Genomic DNA, 15,666 nt, shown 5'->3' with positions numbered 1-15,666 from the left:
ATGAGTACAGCTGGAGCATATGTCCGCCTGACGCGGATCGGCTGGGTTCTTGTGCGCGAAGGCGTCGTCTCCGCGATCCCGGCCGAACACCTGCCGCCCTTTGCCCGCTTCGCCCAGAAGGCAGCTGGACTTTTCGCCCGCCGCAAGGTGGCCGGCGAGGAGCGCAGCGACCGGCTGTCGCGCGCCGTTGCCCGTCTCGGGCCCTCCTATGTGAAGATCGGCCAGTTCCTGGCAACCCGTCCCGACGTGGTCGGCGCGGAGTTTGCCGCCGACCTGTCGCTTCTGCAGGACCGCATGGCGACCTTCCCGCAAAGCGCGGCCAAGGCCGCGATCGAAGGGTCGCTCGGCCGTAAGGTCGACGACCTCTACGCTGAATTTTCCGAGCCGATGGCGGCCGCCTCGATCGCCCAGGTGCATCCCGCCGTCGTCATGCGCGACGGCAAGCCCGAGAAGGTCGCAGTCAAGGTCATCCGTCCCGGCATTCGTCAGCGCTTCGCCTCCGACATCGAGGCGATGTATCTCGTCAGCCACATGCAGGAGCGTTTCCTGCCCTATACGCGGCGACTGAAGCCGGTCGAAGTCACCAAGACGATCGAGCAGACGACCAAAGTCGAAATGGATCTTCGGCTCGAGGCGGCAGCGCTTTCCGAGCTTGGCGAGAACACCAAGGACGATTCCGGCTTCCGCGTGCCGAAGGTCGACTGGGAACGAACCGGCCGCGATGTCGTCACCATGGAATGGATCGACGGCGTCAAGATGTCGGACATCGACGGACTGAAAGCCGCCGGCCACAACCTCAATACGCTGGCCGAAACGCTCATCCAGTCGTTCCTGCGCCACACGCTACGCGACGGCTTTTTCCATGCCGACATGCACCAGGGCAACCTTTTCGTCGACGATGCCGGCCATATCGTTGCCGTCGACATGGGCATCGTCGGCCGCCTCGGCAGGAAGGAACGCCGTTTCCTCGCGGAAATCCTGTTCGGCTTCATCACCCGGGACTACCAGCGCGTCGCCGATGTGCATTTCGAGGCGGGCTACGTGCCCGCGCATCACGACGCGGCAAGCTTCGCCCAGGCGATCCGCGCCATCGGCGAGCCGATCCACGGCCAGCCGGCGGAAACCATTTCGATGGCGAAGCTGCTGACCCTGCTGTTCGAAGTGACCGAACTCTTCGACATGCAGACACGGCCGGAGCTCGTCATGCTGCAAAAGACCATGGTCGTCGTCGAGGGCGTCGCCCGCACGCTCAATCCGCGTTTCAACATGTGGAAGGCCTCCGAGCCCGTCGTCGGCAAGTGGATCCGCGACAATCTCGGGCCGAAGCGCATCGTCACCGATCTGCGCGACGGCCTGCATGCGGCGCTTCGGCTGGCGGAAGCGGTGCCGGAAATCGCTGCCCGCACGGAAAAATTCTCCAGCGAAATCATGGCCATGGGCGAAAACGGCCTGCGCTTCGATGCCGAGACGGCGCATGCCATCGGCAAGGCCGAGGCACGCCACACGCGTTCCGGCCGTGTGGCGCTGTGGTTGATCGCCGCCACGCTGATCTACATCGCCTGGCAGGTGACCTGAGCGCCATCTGCATTCGGGTCGCGAAACCGGCTTGCAATTCCACTCCCGCTTGTTATCGTTCCGGCATGGACAATCGTTCGATGCTCGCATTGGTGCTTTGCACGCATACCCTGGGGTGTGCGGGAGACCACGTGCGTTAAGCGGACTGTCCCCCGACCAACCCTGCCGAGGCGAGCAGGGTTTGGTCCTGTTTCCTCGGAGGCCCAAGAGCCAGAGAGGAAACAATGACCGAAGCCAACACCTCCCCGATACTCAAGATCCGAGCGGCGCGCATCGTCGATTGGGAAGCGATCGCCGCGCTGATGAGCCAGCCGGGCATCCGCTCCGGCACGCTCAGACTGCCCTATTCGACCCCGGAGCAGACACGCAAGTGGATGGAGGGCCTGTCGGAGGACGACACGGTGATCGTTGCCGAGCGCGACGGCCGAATTGTCGGCATGGCCGGTCTCCATCGCAACAAGGGGCGCAGGCGTCACTCCGCCATGCTCGGGATCAGCGTCGATGACAACCATCGTGGCGAAGGCATCGGTAAGGCGTTGCTTACATCGCTGATCGATGCTGCCGACAACTGGCTCGGCATCAGCCGCATCGAGCTGACCGTCTTCACCGACAACGAGGCGGCGATCGCGCTATATCGCAAGACCGGCTTCGAACCCGAAGGCACGCACAGGGCCTATGCGCTGCGCAACGGCGTGCTTGCCGACGTCCTGGCGATGGCCCGCATTCGTGCCTGACCGCGACCGGACGGTGCGTCCAAGTGGTGAGCAGGCGGCAGCAGAACTTGCAATTCTGCCGCCGCCTGCAACCCATGTTCCATTCGGAACTGCGAATATGTCGGCCCCATGCGATCTTCTCCTCATGGATGACGGGAGTTCATCCCAATCACCGGAGGAGAGAACACCATGCGCAAGATCATCATCGCAGCGGCCGTCGCAATCACCGCAGCCGTTTCCTTTGCCGCGCCATCGCAGGCTGGCGGCGTAACGATCGGCTTCAGCAACGGCTACTACGGCCATGGCTGGCGCGGCCAGATCGGTTATGTCGACGGCTATTATGGCGGCGGCTACTACGAGTATCGGCCCTATTGCTTCATCAAGAAGGTCAGGCGTTACGATCATTACGGCAACGTCTATTACGAGCGTATCCGCGTCTGCCGCTAACGGCGGCAAGGGGCAAGGGGCGAGGGGCACGAAGCCCGGTTGGTTTCCGGCCGGGCTTTTTACTGCATAATTCCTTAAATCGGAATCGATTTAAGGATCAAATTATGCAGCAAGTTTAAAGTGTTACAGCGTCCTTAGCGCGTCATGTTTGACGCGCGGCGCTGTAACGTCCGGTCCTCGTCATCTTCCCTCCGATTTGCCGCCCCCCATCCACCTACCCCATTGACGCCGCGTCGCCGCCGGGCTCCAAAAGCAACAACGGAAATCGCATGGGAAGGAACACAGCCATGGACCTCGGCATCACAGGGAAAAAGGCACTCGTGCTCGGCGGCAGCAAGGGGCTTGGACGCGGCATTGCCGAAGCGCTCGCGGCCGAAGGCGTTGCCGTCGCTCTGACCGGTCGCGACAGTGCCTCCGCCGAAAAGGTCTCGGCCGAGATCAGCCCGAGCGCCCGCGGTTTTGCACTCGATCTCTCCAGACCCGAGAGCCTTGATGCGTTGCTCGATCGGCTCGCAACCGATTTCGGCGCGATCGACATTCTCGTCCTCAACGGCGGCGGACCGCCGCCGTCGCTTGCGTCGGCGATCGAACCGGATTTCTGGCGGACGCAGTTCGAGACCATGGTTCTGGCCGGCATGCGCATCACCGGCCGGGTCCTGCCCGGCATGAGGGAGCGTGGTTTTGGCCGCATCATCGCCGTCGCCTCGACCAGCATCCGCGAACCGATCCCGGGCCTGACCGCCTCCAACGCGCTTCGAAGTGCCGTTGCCGGCTGGCTGAAGACACTTGCCGGCGAAGTCGCGGCCGATGGCGTGACCGTCAACATGCTGTTGCCGGGGCGGCTGGCGACCGACCGTACCTTGAGCTTCGACCGCATGGATGCCGAGAGCGAAGGGGTCGACATCGCGACGATTGCCGCGCGCAGCCAGGCGGATATTCCGATCGGCCGCTACGGAACGCCGGCGGAATTCGGCGCTGCCGCTGCATTTCTGGCTGGCAGGCCCGCGGCCTATGTCACCGGCGTGGCGCTTCCCGTCGACGGCGGCCTCAGCCGCTCGATGCTCTGAGGCACGGCATCAACCGCCTTCGCCGATCAGTTTTGCGAGATCGCTCGCCAGCGCGATCACCAGCGGACCCGCCTCCGGACGATGATGGAGTGCGATCTCCATCGTCTCGATCGCCGGAAGTCCGTCCTTCGGCTTGACGATGCGGTGGCGATCGTTGACGACGCGCGACGGCAGCAGGCTGACGCCGAGGCCATCGGCGACAGCCGCCTGGATGCTGGCGAGGCTGGAGCTGGTATAGCTGATGCGCCAACGCCGGCCGCCTGCTTCCAGCGCCGCAACCATGTCGTCCCGGTAAAGACCGCGCGGCGGAAAGACGACGAGCGGCAAGGGCTCGGCATCAAGCGTCGGATAGGCGGCGCTGTCGATCCAGCACAGGGTTTCGGCCCAGCGCCTGACGGCTTCGCCGGTGCTGCGGCGCTGCTTGACGACGACGACATCCAGCTCGCCGCGCTCATAGAGTGCCCGCAGATCGCGACTGAGGCCGCTCGTCACTTCGAGCTTCACATCGCCATGCACCCGGGCAAAATCCGCCAGCATGCGGGTCGTTCGCCCTGCGGCAAAGTCCTCCGGCAGGCCAAGGCGCAAGGCGGCGGCCACCGAGGCACCGGAAAGAAGCTCCTGTGCCTCCGCGTTCAATGCCAGCATGCGCCTGGCATAGCCGATCAATTGTTCGCCGGCCTCCGTCAGGCGCACCTGCCGGTGGCTGCGCTCGAACAGACGGTGGCCTGCCAGATCCTCGAGGCGCAACACCTTCTGACTGACTGTCGATTGCGTGGAATGCAGCCTTGCGGCCGCGGCCGTGAACCCTTGGCAATCGGCCACCACCACAAAGGCGCGCAGCAGATCCAGATCGAAAAGAGAACTATTCATAATTCGACTTATTAGCATCCATACATTTAATTTCCAGATGGAAAGTCGACCCCCTATGGTCCGCGCCGAAGAGGGGACCATGCCGGGCGCGGGACACGTCCGGCGACATGCCACATCGGAAGGACCCGATCATGAAATACCAGACCACCCTTGCCTTTGCCGCCGTACTTGGCCTTGCCGCTCCGGCCGCAGCCGACCTGCTGCAGGAGCGCAACATGCCGCTCGATCTCGCCGTTTCGATCGCCAGCCACGCGGTCGAAGCCTGCGCGGCCGACAAGTACAACGTGACGGCAGCCGTGGTCGACCGCGCCGGTGTCCTGCGCGCCCTGCAGCGCGCCGATCGCGCCGGCCCGCACACCGTCGATGCCGCCCGTGCCAAGGCCTTCACGTCCGCCTCGTCGCGCACGCCGACCAGCAAGATGGCCGAGAACATCCAGAAGAACCCGGCTGCCGCCGAACTCACCTCGATCGACGGTTTCCTGGTGCTTGCAGGCGGCGTGCCGATCAAGGCCGGCGACGAGACGATCGGCGCCATCGGCGTCGGCGGCGCGCCGGGCGGCAACCTCGATGAGGCCTGCGCCCTTTCGGCCCTTGAAAAGGTCAAGGATCAGCTCAAGTAACGGTTGAGACCGGAATCCGCTGCAGCGCCCCCGCGTCGGTCATGACGCGCGAAGGGCGCTGTCGCGCCTGAAACCTGCTGCATAATCTTGTGCCTGGGTCGGCGCCGATCTCAGGAACTATGCACTTCGGTCGGTCGGGCAACATGCGCCTGGCCGACCGCACGAACGGAACGAGGACCATGAAACCACCATCGATCGGGTGGCTGCTCGGGGCTGCACTGTTCGCCTCAGCCCTTCTTCCCGCCTCTGCTGGAGCCGCCATGCTTGAAAAGGAAATGATTGCCGCTGCCGAAGCCGGCAATGCCGCCGAACTGCGTGAATTGATCAAGCGCGGAGCAACGCTCGACGCGCGCGACGAAAACGGCGCGACCGCCTTGCTCATCGCCACGCATGAGAACCACATCGACGCGGCACGCGCGCTCATCGACGCCGGCGCAGATGTCAATGCGAAGGACAGGATCCAGGACAGTCCATACCTTTATGCCGGCGCGCGCGGCCATCTCGAAATCCTGAAACTGACGCTTGCCAGCGGCGCCGACCTGAAAAGCACCAACCGTTACGGCGGCACGGCGCTGATCCCCGCGGCCGAACGCGGCCACGTCGAGACCGTGAAGACGCTGATCGAGGCCGGCGTCGATGTCGATCACGTCAATCGGCTCGGCTGGACGGCGCTGATCGAGGCCATCATCCTGGGTACCGGCGGCGAAAAGCACACGGAGATCGTCCGGTTGCTGATCGACGCTGGCGCGAACGTCAATCTTGCCGATGGCGAGGGCGTTAGCCCGCTCAACCACGCCCGGCAGCGCGGCTACGGCGGAATCGAAAAGCTGCTCGTCGCCGCCGGCGCCCGTTGAAAACCGGAGGGGACATGGAAAAGGAAAAACGTTTTCTCCGCGAGGCCGTCGCCCTTGCCCGCGCCAACATCGAAAACGGTGGCCGCCCCTTCGGCGCGGTCGCCGTTCGAAACGGCGAGGTGATCGCTGGCGGCGTCAACCAGATACTTGAAACCGGCGACCCGACATCGCATGCCGAGATGAACGCTCTTCGCCTGGCGGCAAAGCGCCTCGGCTCTCCCCGTCTTGACGGCGTTGCGATCTATGCCAGCGGCCAGCCCTGCCCGATGTGCCTTGCGGCCATGCGCATGGCCGGCATCACCGAGATCGCCTACGCCCACTCGAATGCCGACGCCGAACCCTACGGCCTGTCGACGGCGGCGATCTATGCCGAACTGGCAAAACCGTTGGACGAGCAGTCCATGCGCTTCCGCCACGTGCCGGTCGACGAGACCGATGCGACACCGCTCTATGGGGCATGGCAGCAACAGCAGAAAAAGGACTGACCGGCGGCCGATACCGATCAGCTCGGCCACCTACTGTCAGACCCCTGCGGCGGCCAGGGCAGTGGCCGCCGTTGATATTTTCCGCCGGGCGAACCGGCGCGGCAGAGGCGAATGGGATATCAGGACAAACCGTCTGCTCACGCCGGACGATGGTTGCCCGACAACCACGCTCTTGCCGCGCACACGCGACGGCTGTAATCGCCAAGGTGAGATTTCCCTCCCTCTTTGCCGCCCAGCGTTCCACATCGAACATCGGCGGCTCCAGCCTGCAGGTGTCTTCGATGAATGCCTATTCCGAACGCGCGGGCCGTCTGATTGCGCTGCTTCTCATCGCCGGTTCCGGCGTGGTGACCATCGCCAAGGGCATGAGTCTCACCTTCCTCGCGATCCGCCTGCAGCGCGATTTCGGCTTGGGTCCGGCAGGCATCGGCGCCTTGATTGGCGCCGGCCCGCTGCTCGGTGCGATCGTCAGTCCGTTTGCCGGAACCCTCTCCGATCGGATCGGTCGAAAGGGCGTGCTGACCGCAGCGCTTTTCATGGCCGGACTGGCACTGGCCGGGCTCGGACTGGCACAGTCGATTTCCGCCTTCGCGCTGGCGCATATCGTCTCTGCCGTCGCGGCCGCCGTCTATGAGCCGGTTTCGCGCGCATTGATGAGCGATGCCGCGCCGGCGCATCTGCGCCTGCGCGTGTTTTCCTGGCGCTATCTCGCGATCAATGCCGGTTGGGCCATCGGGCCGTTGATTGGCGTATGGGTCGGCACCGCCTATTCGACGCTGTTCGTCATTGCCGGCATGATGCACGCCGCCTTCGGCCTCGTGCTGTTCTTCACTGTGCCCGAAGCAAGCAGCAGGCAGGTAGAAGAGACTGGTGCGGCATCGCGTGCTGCCGGCGACTGGCGCGGGCTTGTCGCCGCCCTGCGCGACCGCCGACTGGTCTTCTTCGTCATCGGCGGTACCCTGCTTTTGGCCGTGCACGGTCAGTGGTCGGTGACCTTGTCGCAATACCTCAACACCGGCTTCGAAGATGGCGTCACCCTCTTCGCCCTCCTTGTCTCGACCAACGCCGCAACGGTGCTGATTGCCAGCACGCCTGCCCGCTTCGTGATCGAAAGGATCGGCGCACTGCGGGCGCTATCGCTCGGCTGCCTGCTGTTCCTGCTGGGTGAAATCGGGTTTGCAGTTTCGTCCGGCATGGAAATGCTGGTCGCCTCGATGATCCTCTTCACGATCGGCGAGGTGCTCGTCGTGCCCTCAGAATATGTGCTGGTCGACGGTATTTCGAACGCCGGCAACCGCGGCACCTATTTCGGCGCGCATTCGCTGTCTTCGGTCGGCAATTTCCTCGGGCCGCTCATCGGCGGCCTTGCGCTTGGTGCGATCGGCGGCACCGGCATGTTCCTGCTGTTCGCACTGCTTTCCGCGGCAAGCGCGCTTCTGTTTGCGATCGGCAATTCCATGCCGCCGCCTCGCCCGCAAGCAGCACGTGCCGACGCGCTTGACGGCAGCGCCATCAGCGAGGATCTCCTACGCCTCGGTCAATTCGCTTAAGGCCGGAAGGCGACACTGACCCACGCAAGCGGCGGCATTCCCGTTCGTAGTCGTCCACGCGTGGGCTGCTCTATCGCGTCCCTGGCGCCAGACAAGGTGAGTGCAGGGCGGCGCTCCCGTCGCTTTTGCTTCCCAGCCGGAAGCGCTACCATCCCGCATCTGCGTGATCACCGTCACCGAACAAACAGTCCTCAAGCGATCGATCGCCGCAACCATCGTCGTCGGTGCGACAGGCGTGCTCTTCGGCCTGTTGTCCGGATCGGTGTCGATCGTGTTTGACGGGGTGTTTTCTGCCGTCGACGCGGCCATGACGCTGCTCGCGCTGGGCGTCACAAGGCTGATCCCGAGGGAAAGCAGCCGCTTTCAGATGGGCTTCTGGCATATCGAGCCGATGGTCCTGCTGTTCAACGCCGGCCTGCTCGCCACGCTCTCTTTCTATGCGCTGATCAACGCCGTCGACTCGCTGCTGTCGGGCGGTCGCGAACTCGCCTTCGACTGGGCGATCGCCTATGCCGCCGTGGTCGTCGTCATCTGCGTCGTGATGTTCCTCTACGGTCGGCGGGCAAACCGTTCGATCGGCTCGGCGTTCCTGGCTCTGGACGTGCGCGCCTGGGCGATGTCGGGCACGATCACCGCAGCCCTGCTCGTCGCCTTTGTGGTCGCCGCAATGCTGAAGGGTACCGCCTATGAAGGCTGGACGCCCTATGCCGACCCGGCAATCCTGGTCGTCCTGACGCTTTGCCTGATCCCGCTTCCGCTGAAGACGGTCTATGCCGCATTGAAGGAAATCTTCCTGGTCGCCCCGGCCGAGCTGGACGAAAAGGTGCGCGAAGCCGCACGCAACGCCGCCACCCGCCACGGCTTTTCCGATTACCGCACCTATGTCGCCAAGGTCGGCAGGGCACGGCTGATCGAGATCCACCTGATCGGATCGGCCGAAACCCGGGTGGACACACTTTCCAGCCTCGATGCGATCCGCGCCGAGATCGGCGCGGAAATCGGCGAAGCGGGACGCGACCGCTGGCTGACGATCGCCTTCACCGGCGACGTCAAATGGGCGCAGTAACCCCCACCATCGGCATGCCGCCCGAAACCGTCTCTTTCTAACGCGCCGTCGAGCGACGGCCTTTCGACGGCTCGGACAGATCGACCCGGCGCGTTATCCCGATCGCCTCCAGAAACGCCTCGTCGTGGCTGACGACAATGAGCGCACCGTCAAAGGCCCGCAGCCCCGCCTCCACCGCCTCGATGGAATCGATGTCGAGATGGTTGGTCGGCTCGTCGAGGATCAGGAGCGCTGGCGGGCTTTCGCCGCCGATGACGCAGGCAAGACCGGCCCGCAGCATCTGCCCGCCGCTGAGACTGGAAACGCGCTGAAGGGCAGCGTCGGCGCGGAACATGAACCGCGCGAGCGCCGCCCGGCAGGCATTTTCGCCTGCTCCGGGATTGAGCCGGCGGAAGTTGTCGCGGATCGAGACCTCCGGATCGAGCAGGCTCACCTGCTGATCCAGCATGGTGAAATCAGCCAGAACCCGCACCTGGCCCGACCAGGGAGCGAGCTTGCCTGACATCAGCGACAGAAACGTCGTCTTGCCCGAGCCGTTGCGCCCGGTGATCGCCATCCGCTCCGGGCCGGCGATCGTCAGGGACAGGTTGGCGAGTACAGGGCGGCCCGGGACATAGCCGGCGCTGACATCATCGACCTGCAGAACGATGCGGCCGGGCGGCAGCCCGGTCGAAGGCAGCCGGACCGAAAACGGCTGGGGGACCTCGATGCGCTCACGGGCTGTGGCGAGATCGCCGAGCGCCTGGTCACGTCGACGTTCGGCAAGGCGCGCATTGTCGCCGCCCGTCTTTTCGCTGCGTTCCTTCTTTGCATCCAGCAACAGTAGCGGCTGGTCGCCCTTGGCGCGTTTCCGGCGGCCGGCGCTATCCTTGCGGGCCTTTCGCTCCGCGGTCTCCTGCGTGTTGCGGTCGACCTCGGCAAGGCGCCGCTCCGCGTCGGCAAGATCATGCCGGGCGGAGGCGAGCTCGATCGCCTTGCGCTCGCGATAGTGGCTCCAGTTGCCGCCATAGCTGGTGGCGCCGAGAGAGGTGAGTTCCACGATCGAATCCATCCTGTCCAGCAACTCGCGGTCATGGCTGACGACGACGGCACCGCCACGCCAGTTCGCCATCAGCTCGATCACCGCCTCGCGTCCGGCGCGATCGAGATTGTTGGTGGGTTCGTCGAGCAGAATGAAATCGGGATCAGCAATAACCAGCGCCGCCAGCTTGGTGCGGGTCAGCTGCCCGCCGGAAAGCGAAGAAAGCAGCGTCTGTGCCTCCGCCTCCAACCCGAGGCGGGCGAGTGCGGCGGCCAGCCGCGCCTCCAGCGTCCAGTCGGCGATCGACAACTCATCAATGCTGGCGCTGCCTTCCTCCGCGCGGCGCAACAGTGCCAGGGCATCGGCAATGCCGAAGAGTTCGGCGATGGTCTCCTGTTCGCCGACCTGCACCGTCTGGCGCAGAATGCCGAGGCTGCCGCCGAGCGAGACGGTGCCGGCCTGCGGCCGGAGCGTGCCGGCAATCAGTTTCAGCAGCGTGCTTTTGCCGACGCCATTGCGCCCGACAAGGCCAGAGCGGCCAGGGCCGAACGTCAGGTTCAGATCGGAAAAGAGGCCGCGGCCGTCAGGCGTGGACCAGCTGAGATGGGAGAGTGAGATCGAAACAGGCATGGATACGGATTTCCCCGATGGCAAAATGAGTGGGCTTTGCTGTCAGGTGGAAATCCATCGATGCGTGTATCCTGCCGTAATTTCTATCGGCGCGAAGATAGCACCGATCGTGTTTTCTTCAAGGCAAGGCGTTCGGCTCTGGCCGATTGGAGAGGGGACTGGAAAGAACGGCGTGGACGGCCCGCCCGCGTGAGCGCCCCGTCACGGGTGGGTTGCGCCGCCTTTGGGCGACTACCACACGAGGCCGTGCAGCGTGATCAGCGCGATCATCAGCAGGGACAGGACGAGCGACATCTTGATTGCCGCGAGCGTGTAGTCATGGCGGCGAATACACCTTGCGAAGGTATGAAGCATGGCATTCTCCCTGGCGTCGAAATGTCGAACGGCCATTGGAGCCGTGGCCACGCGATCGCCTGCGTGTCGTCTTGTGAGGTGCGCTGTGCCGGCCGTGCACAAATCCGCAGCGGCTCCTACGGCGCGCTTTGACGGTTGAGGATGCCAGATCCGAAGACCACTCCCTACAGCCGACTTTCAATACAGCTGTGGTGCAAGTCCATGAGCCGGGCCAGGATCGCCTCGCCCTCTTCGCGGTCGAGCGCCGGGTATCGCACCCGAGCGGCATCGCGAAACACATCGGCAATCATCGGGAATTCCTTGGGAAGGATCGGTCGCCCCCGAAATCCATCGATGGGGTGCATCACGCGATCTCCTCTGTTGGGGCGAAAGCGTAACGATCTCTCAGCCACCGACGCCCGTTCGATCGGTCGATGATGCCGGTACTATGCGCCTTCGGCTACGAGATACCAAGGGATATTCGCCGCTCGAAGCGAACGCAGCCAGCGCGCCATCGGGATTGCATGATCTGCCGCCACCGTGCAATGCTTGCCCCATGCCTCGCCGTGCATGCGGCGTCCTCGCTGCCACGCCCGTTATTGCCGGGTTCGGCCAGACACGTTGCGCCCGATGAAGCGCTCAAGTAGGGTCGCGGCCAACCGTGTCCCTCCGCCGGCGAGCCCGTCGGAAAGGATGCCGTCGAACAACATGGCTGGACCGGAAAAAGCTCCGGCGAAGAAGGCGGCCGCAGGGCCGAAACGCGATGACACTGTCGGGCAAGCGCATTCTCCTGATCATCTCCGGCGGCATCGCGGCCTATAAGAGCCTTGACCTCATCCGCCGCCTGCGCGAGCGCGGCGCCAGCATCCGCCCCGTCATGACGGCCGGCGCACAGCAGTTCGTGACGCCGCTTGCCGTCGGTGCGCTTTCCGCCTCGCATGTCTATCTCGACCTGTTTTCGCGCGAGGACGAGCAGGACGTCGGCCATATCCGGCTGGCGCGCGAATGCGATCTCATCGTCGTCGCCCCGGCTACTGCCGACCTGATGGCGAAGATGGCGAACGGCCATGCCGACGATCTTGCCTCGACCATCCTGCTGGCGACCGACCGTCCGGTGCTGGTCGCGCCGGCCATGAACCCGAAGATGTGGGCGCATCCGGCGACCCGGCGCAACCGCGCGACGCTCGCCTCAGACGGCATCCGCTTCATCGGCCCGGAAGCTGGCGAAATGGCGGAAAGCGGCGAAGCCGGAGATGGTCGGATGAGCGAGCCGCTGGCGATCGTCGCTGCCGTCGAAGGCCTGCTTTCCGGCGGCCCGAAGCCGCTTGCCGGCCGCAAGGCGGTCGTTACATCGGGCCCGACGCATGAGCCGATCGACCCGGTACGCTACATCGCCAACCGCTCCTCGGGTAAACAAGGCCACGCCATTGCCACGGCACTTGCCAAGCTGGGTGCGGAGGTGACGCTGGTTTCCGGCCCGGTGACGATCCCCGACCCATCGGGGGTGAAGGTGGTCCATGTGGAGCGCGCCGAGGAAATGCGTGACGCGGTGCTCGCCGCCCTTCCCGCCGACGTCGCGGTGATGGTGGCGGCCGTTGCCGATTGGCGGGTGGCAAGTGCCGCCGGCAACAAGATCAAGAAGAAGCCGGGCGAAGCGCCGCCGCCGCTCCAACTGGCCGAGAACCCCGACATCCTCAAGACCGTTGGCCACCATGCCGACCGGCCGAAGCTGGTGGTCGGCTTTGCCGCCGAGACGGAAAATGTCGCCGACAACGGTCGCTCCAAGCTCGAACGCAAGGGCGCCGACTATATTCTCGCCAACGACGTTTCGCCGGCGACCGGCATCATGGGCGGCGATCGCAACCGGGTGAAGCTGATCTCGGCCGACGGCAACGACGACTGGCCGGAGATGGACAAGGAAGCGGTTGCCGAAAAGCTGGCGGCGCTGATCGCCGCCGAGCTGGAGCGAAAAGAACGGGGCTGATCGAACGCCCAATTGGGCAAAAGCCCCTCACCCTAACCCTCTCCCCGCAAGCGGGGCGAGGGGACTTGCCCTGCGAGAGCGAAGCATTCGCAGCAAACAGATAGGAGCGGGTGAGTGCAGCGTCGTTCCTTCTCCCCGTCAAAACGGGGAGAAGGTGGCGGCAGCCGGATGAGGGGCTGGTCACTGCTCAGCGATATCCGGAAAGCAACAGCTCAGGCCGAACGATGCTTGCGCACCGGCGTCCCTTGAGTCGAGAACAGCCGAACGTCGACGCCGTTTTCGCCGACGATCACCGCCGTGCCGTCAGGGATCTCGACCCAGGCGCTGTCGTCGTCGTTGAGCGGTTCGGAGACAAGACAGTAGCCGCCGCTCGGACCCATCGGCGCCGCATAGAGCGTCGGCGCCTTCCAGTCCGAGGCATAGCGCACCGCATAGAGATCGTGGCCGTCGGAAAAGGCGGCAGTGAAGCGCACCAGAACCTGGCGCTCCAGATGCGATGCCAATTGTTCGACGAAGGCGAGCGCCTCGGCAATCGCGCCGAGCGGATTGTGGTCGAGGCCAAACTGCATGGCGAGCAGGAACAAAAGTTCGGAATCCGTCGTGCCGGTGCGTGCCGAGTAGAGATCGTTGTCGAGCATGCTCTCCATCGGCCGGCGCAAATGCTCGAAGTCGCCGATCTGGCCGTTGTGCATGAAGGACCAGCGGCCGAAGACGAAGGGATGACAGTTGTCGCGTCGCGTGCCGCCGCCGGTCGCGGCGCGCACATGGGCAAGGAACAGCGGCGAGCGGATCTGCCGGGCGATGCTCTTCAGGTTGCAGTCGGACCAGGCGGGAAGAATGTCGCGGTAGCGCCCGGGTTCGGGGTGATCGCCGTACCAGGCGATGCCGAAGCCGTCGCCGTTGGTCGCCGTCTTTGCGCGGGTGGCGCAATGGGACTGCTCGATCAGCGAGTGCGCCGGAGAGGTCACCAGTTCCTCGAGATAGAGCGGCTCCCCGCGATAGGCTGCCCAGCGGCACATGCTGAAATCACTCCGGCTTCGCCCCGTTCATACGGATGCGATTCGTTAACCATGAGGGATGTTCCGACGAAACATGGTAAAAATGCGTTAACAAATTCATCCAGGGTCTACGGGCACGCTAATCCGACCGACCGACCGAACGACTTCGACCGACACATAGGCCAAAGGCGTTCAGGGCCTCGATGGCTTTTCGAACAAATATTCCATATTGACAAATGTTGCACATTTCATTTCATTCTGCGCCACAACACAGGTCATTGACCCGGAGGAATGGCATGAGCAGCAAGAAAAAACTGGGCGTCGGCCTGATCGGCACGGGCTTCATGGGCAAGGCGCACGCGCTCGGCTTCACCATCGCCGCGCGGGTGTTCGACCTGCCCTTCGAGCTCGACCTGGTTTCGGTTGCCGACGTGACCACCGAAAGCGCGGAAAACGCGCGCCGGCGTCTCGGCTTTCGCAAGGCGACGACGGACTGGCGCGAACTGTTGACCGATCCCGACATCGACATCATCGACATCACCACGCCGAACCTGCTGCACAAGGAGATGGCGCTGGCGGCCATCGCCCATGGCAAACATGTCTATTGCGAAAAGCCGCTGGCACCGACGGTCGCTGATTGCGCCGAGATGGTCGCGGCTGCGGAAAAGGCCGGCGTCATCACCCAGGTCGGTTTCAACTACCTGAAGAACCCGCTGATCTTCCTTGCCAAGGACATCATCGAAAGCGGCGAGATCGGCGAGATCCGCTCCATGCGCGGCGTCCATGCCGAAGACTTCATGGCCGATGCCTCCGTGCCGTGGGGCTGGCGGCTGAACCCGGCAAGCGGCGGCGGAGCACTTGCCGATATCGGCAGCCACATTATCGCCTCCATGCGTCATCTGGTCGGGCCGATCAGGTCGGTGCTGGCCGAAACCATCATCCAGATCCCGCAACGTCCCGTCTCGCGCGGAGCAACCGAGATGCATGCCGTCGAGGTCGACGACATCACCCGCGCCTTCGTGCGCTTCGAAAACGGCGCGACCGGCAGCTTCGAAGCAAACTGGATCGCCACCGGCCGCAAGATGCAGCATGATTTCGAGATCTACGGCTCCAAGGGCAGCATCGTCTTCACCCAGGAGCGCCTGAACGAGATCCGCGTCTATTACACCGGCGACGATATCCGCACCCGCGGTTTCCGCACCATCTGGGCCGGGCCCGAGCATCCGCCCTATGGCGCCTTCTGCGTGGCACCCGGCCACCAGATCGGCTTCAACGATCTGAAGGCCATCGAGGTCAACGAGTTCCTGGAGGCGATCGCCAAGGGCAAATCGCCATCGACCGATTTCCGCGAGGGCTTTGAGGTACAGAAGGTCCTCTCGGCCACCTATCAGTCGGCAAAGACCAACGAATGGGTCCAGATCGGCTGACCAAAGGGCGGAATGGAAAAGACGGC

General features: G+C 64.2%; 16 protein-coding genes. 11 read left to right on the top strand and 5 right to left on the bottom strand.

The window, feature by feature from the left end; translation table 11 throughout:
- From ubiB to BC363_RS05670, 4 genes are all read left to right on the top strand, one after another.
- Positions 1-1,575 (top strand): 2-polyprenylphenol 6-hydroxylase, encoded by a 1,575-nt coding sequence (gene ubiB, locus BC363_RS05685; RefSeq protein WP_065783239.1) that lies wholly within the window; start codon positions 1-3, stop codon positions 1,573-1,575.
- 224 nt (positions 1,576-1,799) lie between these two features.
- Positions 1,800-2,309: a GNAT family N-acetyltransferase gene (locus tag BC363_RS05680; protein WP_065783238.1), complete on the top strand. Its 510-nt coding sequence runs from the start codon at positions 1,800-1,802 to the stop codon at positions 2,307-2,309.
- 168 nt (positions 2,310-2,477) lie between these two features.
- Entirely contained in the window at positions 2,478-2,735 is a 258-nt protein-coding gene (locus BC363_RS05675; protein ID WP_065783237.1) for a hypothetical protein, read from the top strand.
- Between the two features lie 287 nt (positions 2,736-3,022).
- Positions 3,023-3,802: an SDR family oxidoreductase gene (locus BC363_RS05670; RefSeq protein ID WP_065783236.1), complete on the top strand. Its 780-nt coding sequence runs from the start codon at positions 3,023-3,025 to the stop codon at positions 3,800-3,802.
- 9 nt (positions 3,803-3,811) lie between these two features.
- On the opposite strand, the gene BC363_RS05665 is transcribed toward BC363_RS05670, so the two are convergent.
- Complete coding sequence (locus BC363_RS05665; RefSeq protein WP_065783235.1) at positions 3,812-4,672, bottom strand: LysR substrate-binding domain-containing protein; 861 nt, start codon at positions 4,670-4,672, stop codon at positions 3,812-3,814.
- A gap of 131 nt (positions 4,673-4,803) precedes the next feature.
- Here BC363_RS05665 and BC363_RS05660 point away from each other — a divergent pair, with 131 nt between their 5' ends.
- From BC363_RS05660 to BC363_RS05640, 5 genes are all read left to right on the top strand, one after another.
- Complete coding sequence (locus BC363_RS05660) at positions 4,804-5,292, top strand: heme-binding protein (protein WP_065783234.1); 489 nt, start codon at positions 4,804-4,806, stop codon at positions 5,290-5,292.
- A gap of 260 nt (positions 5,293-5,552) precedes the next feature.
- A complete protein-coding gene (locus tag BC363_RS05655; RefSeq protein ID WP_065783335.1) occupies positions 5,553-6,146 on the top strand; it encodes an ankyrin repeat domain-containing protein in 594 nt (197 codons plus the stop codon).
- A gap of 14 nt (positions 6,147-6,160) precedes the next feature.
- Complete coding sequence (locus BC363_RS05650) at positions 6,161-6,631, top strand: nucleoside deaminase (RefSeq protein WP_065783233.1); 471 nt, start codon at positions 6,161-6,163, stop codon at positions 6,629-6,631.
- Between the two features lie 206 nt (positions 6,632-6,837).
- Positions 6,838-8,181, top strand: coding sequence for an MFS transporter (locus BC363_RS05645; RefSeq protein ID WP_244519809.1), 1,344 nt, complete (start codon positions 6,838-6,840; stop codon positions 8,179-8,181).
- Between the two features lie 100 nt (positions 8,182-8,281).
- Positions 8,282-9,247 (top strand): cation transporter, encoded by a 966-nt coding sequence (locus tag BC363_RS05640; protein ID WP_244519808.1) that lies wholly within the window; start codon positions 8,282-8,284, stop codon positions 9,245-9,247.
- A gap of 37 nt (positions 9,248-9,284) precedes the next feature.
- Here BC363_RS05640 and BC363_RS05635 read toward each other — a convergent pair whose 3' ends face one another.
- The 3 genes from BC363_RS05635 to BC363_RS05630 form a co-directional block, all read right to left on the bottom strand.
- Positions 9,285-10,898: an ABC-F family ATP-binding cassette domain-containing protein gene (locus BC363_RS05635; RefSeq protein ID WP_065783231.1), complete on the bottom strand. Its 1,614-nt coding sequence runs from the start codon at positions 10,896-10,898 to the stop codon at positions 9,285-9,287.
- 231 nt (positions 10,899-11,129) lie between these two features.
- Complete coding sequence (locus BC363_RS36195) at positions 11,130-11,252, bottom strand: hypothetical protein (RefSeq protein WP_274533949.1); 123 nt, start codon at positions 11,250-11,252, stop codon at positions 11,130-11,132.
- A gap of 164 nt (positions 11,253-11,416) precedes the next feature.
- Positions 11,417-11,596, bottom strand: a complete 180-nt coding sequence (locus BC363_RS05630) for a hypothetical protein (RefSeq protein ID WP_065783230.1) — start codon at positions 11,594-11,596, stop codon at positions 11,417-11,419.
- Between the two features lie 398 nt (positions 11,597-11,994).
- Here BC363_RS05630 and coaBC point away from each other — a divergent pair, with 398 nt between their 5' ends.
- Positions 11,995-13,215 carry a bifunctional phosphopantothenoylcysteine decarboxylase/phosphopantothenate--cysteine ligase CoaBC gene (gene coaBC, locus BC363_RS05625; protein ID WP_065783229.1) on the top strand — a complete coding sequence of 407 codons (1,221 nt, stop codon included), beginning with the start codon at positions 11,995-11,997 and terminating at the stop codon, positions 13,213-13,215.
- Positions 13,216-13,427: 212 nt separating this feature from the next.
- On the opposite strand, the gene BC363_RS05620 is transcribed toward coaBC, so the two are convergent.
- Positions 13,428-14,234, bottom strand: a complete 807-nt coding sequence (locus BC363_RS05620; RefSeq protein ID WP_065783228.1) for a class II glutamine amidotransferase — start codon at positions 14,232-14,234, stop codon at positions 13,428-13,430.
- Positions 14,235-14,509: 275 nt separating this feature from the next.
- Between BC363_RS05620 and BC363_RS05615 the strand changes: the two genes are divergently transcribed.
- Positions 14,510-15,640 carry a Gfo/Idh/MocA family oxidoreductase gene (locus BC363_RS05615; protein ID WP_065783227.1) on the top strand — a complete coding sequence of 377 codons (1,131 nt, stop codon included), beginning with the start codon at positions 14,510-14,512 and terminating at the stop codon, positions 15,638-15,640.
- Positions 15,641-15,666: the final 26 nt, after the last annotated feature.

This window comes from Ensifer sp. LC384 (assembly GCF_001695865.1).
In the GTDB taxonomy this organism is placed as follows: Bacteria; Pseudomonadota; Alphaproteobacteria; order Rhizobiales; family Rhizobiaceae; genus Ensifer.
This window is presented reverse-complemented; position numbering and strand designations above follow the sequence as displayed.

What these genes read in the sequence shown, in the direction of transcription:
- ubiB (WP_065783239.1), top strand. Translation starts at nt 1, where the DNA reads ATGAGTACAGCTGGAGCATATGTCCGCCTGACGCGGATCGGCTGGGTT.
- BC363_RS05670 (WP_065783236.1), top strand. Translation starts at nt 3,023, where the DNA reads ATGGACCTCGGCATCACAGGGAAAAAGGCACTCGTGCTCGGCGGCAGC.
- BC363_RS36195 (WP_274533949.1), bottom strand. Translation starts at nt 11,252, where the DNA reads ATGCTTCATACCTTCGCAAGGTGTATTCGCCGCCATGACTACACGCTC.
- coaBC (WP_065783229.1), top strand. Translation starts at nt 11,995, where the DNA reads ATGACACTGTCGGGCAAGCGCATTCTCCTGATCATCTCCGGCGGCATC.
- BC363_RS05655 (WP_065783335.1), top strand. Translation starts at nt 5,553, where the DNA reads ATGCTTGAAAAGGAAATGATTGCCGCTGCCGAAGCCGGCAATGCCGCC.
- BC363_RS05630 (WP_065783230.1), bottom strand. Translation starts at nt 11,596, where the DNA reads ATGCACCCCATCGATGGATTTCGGGGGCGACCGATCCTTCCCAAGGAA.
- BC363_RS05615 (WP_065783227.1), top strand. Translation starts at nt 14,510, where the DNA reads ATGAGCAGCAAGAAAAAACTGGGCGTCGGCCTGATCGGCACGGGCTTC.
- BC363_RS05650 (WP_065783233.1), top strand. Translation starts at nt 6,161, where the DNA reads ATGGAAAAGGAAAAACGTTTTCTCCGCGAGGCCGTCGCCCTTGCCCGC.
- BC363_RS05680 (WP_065783238.1), top strand. Translation starts at nt 1,800, where the DNA reads ATGACCGAAGCCAACACCTCCCCGATACTCAAGATCCGAGCGGCGCGC.
- BC363_RS05620 (WP_065783228.1), bottom strand. Translation starts at nt 14,234, where the DNA reads ATGTGCCGCTGGGCAGCCTATCGCGGGGAGCCGCTCTATCTCGAGGAA.
- BC363_RS05675 (WP_065783237.1), top strand. Translation starts at nt 2,478, where the DNA reads ATGCGCAAGATCATCATCGCAGCGGCCGTCGCAATCACCGCAGCCGTT.
- BC363_RS05635 (WP_065783231.1), bottom strand. Translation starts at nt 10,898, where the DNA reads ATGCCTGTTTCGATCTCACTCTCCCATCTCAGCTGGTCCACGCCTGAC.
- BC363_RS05660 (WP_065783234.1), top strand. Translation starts at nt 4,804, where the DNA reads ATGAAATACCAGACCACCCTTGCCTTTGCCGCCGTACTTGGCCTTGCC.
- BC363_RS05665 (WP_065783235.1), bottom strand. Translation starts at nt 4,672, where the DNA reads ATGAATAGTTCTCTTTTCGATCTGGATCTGCTGCGCGCCTTTGTGGTG.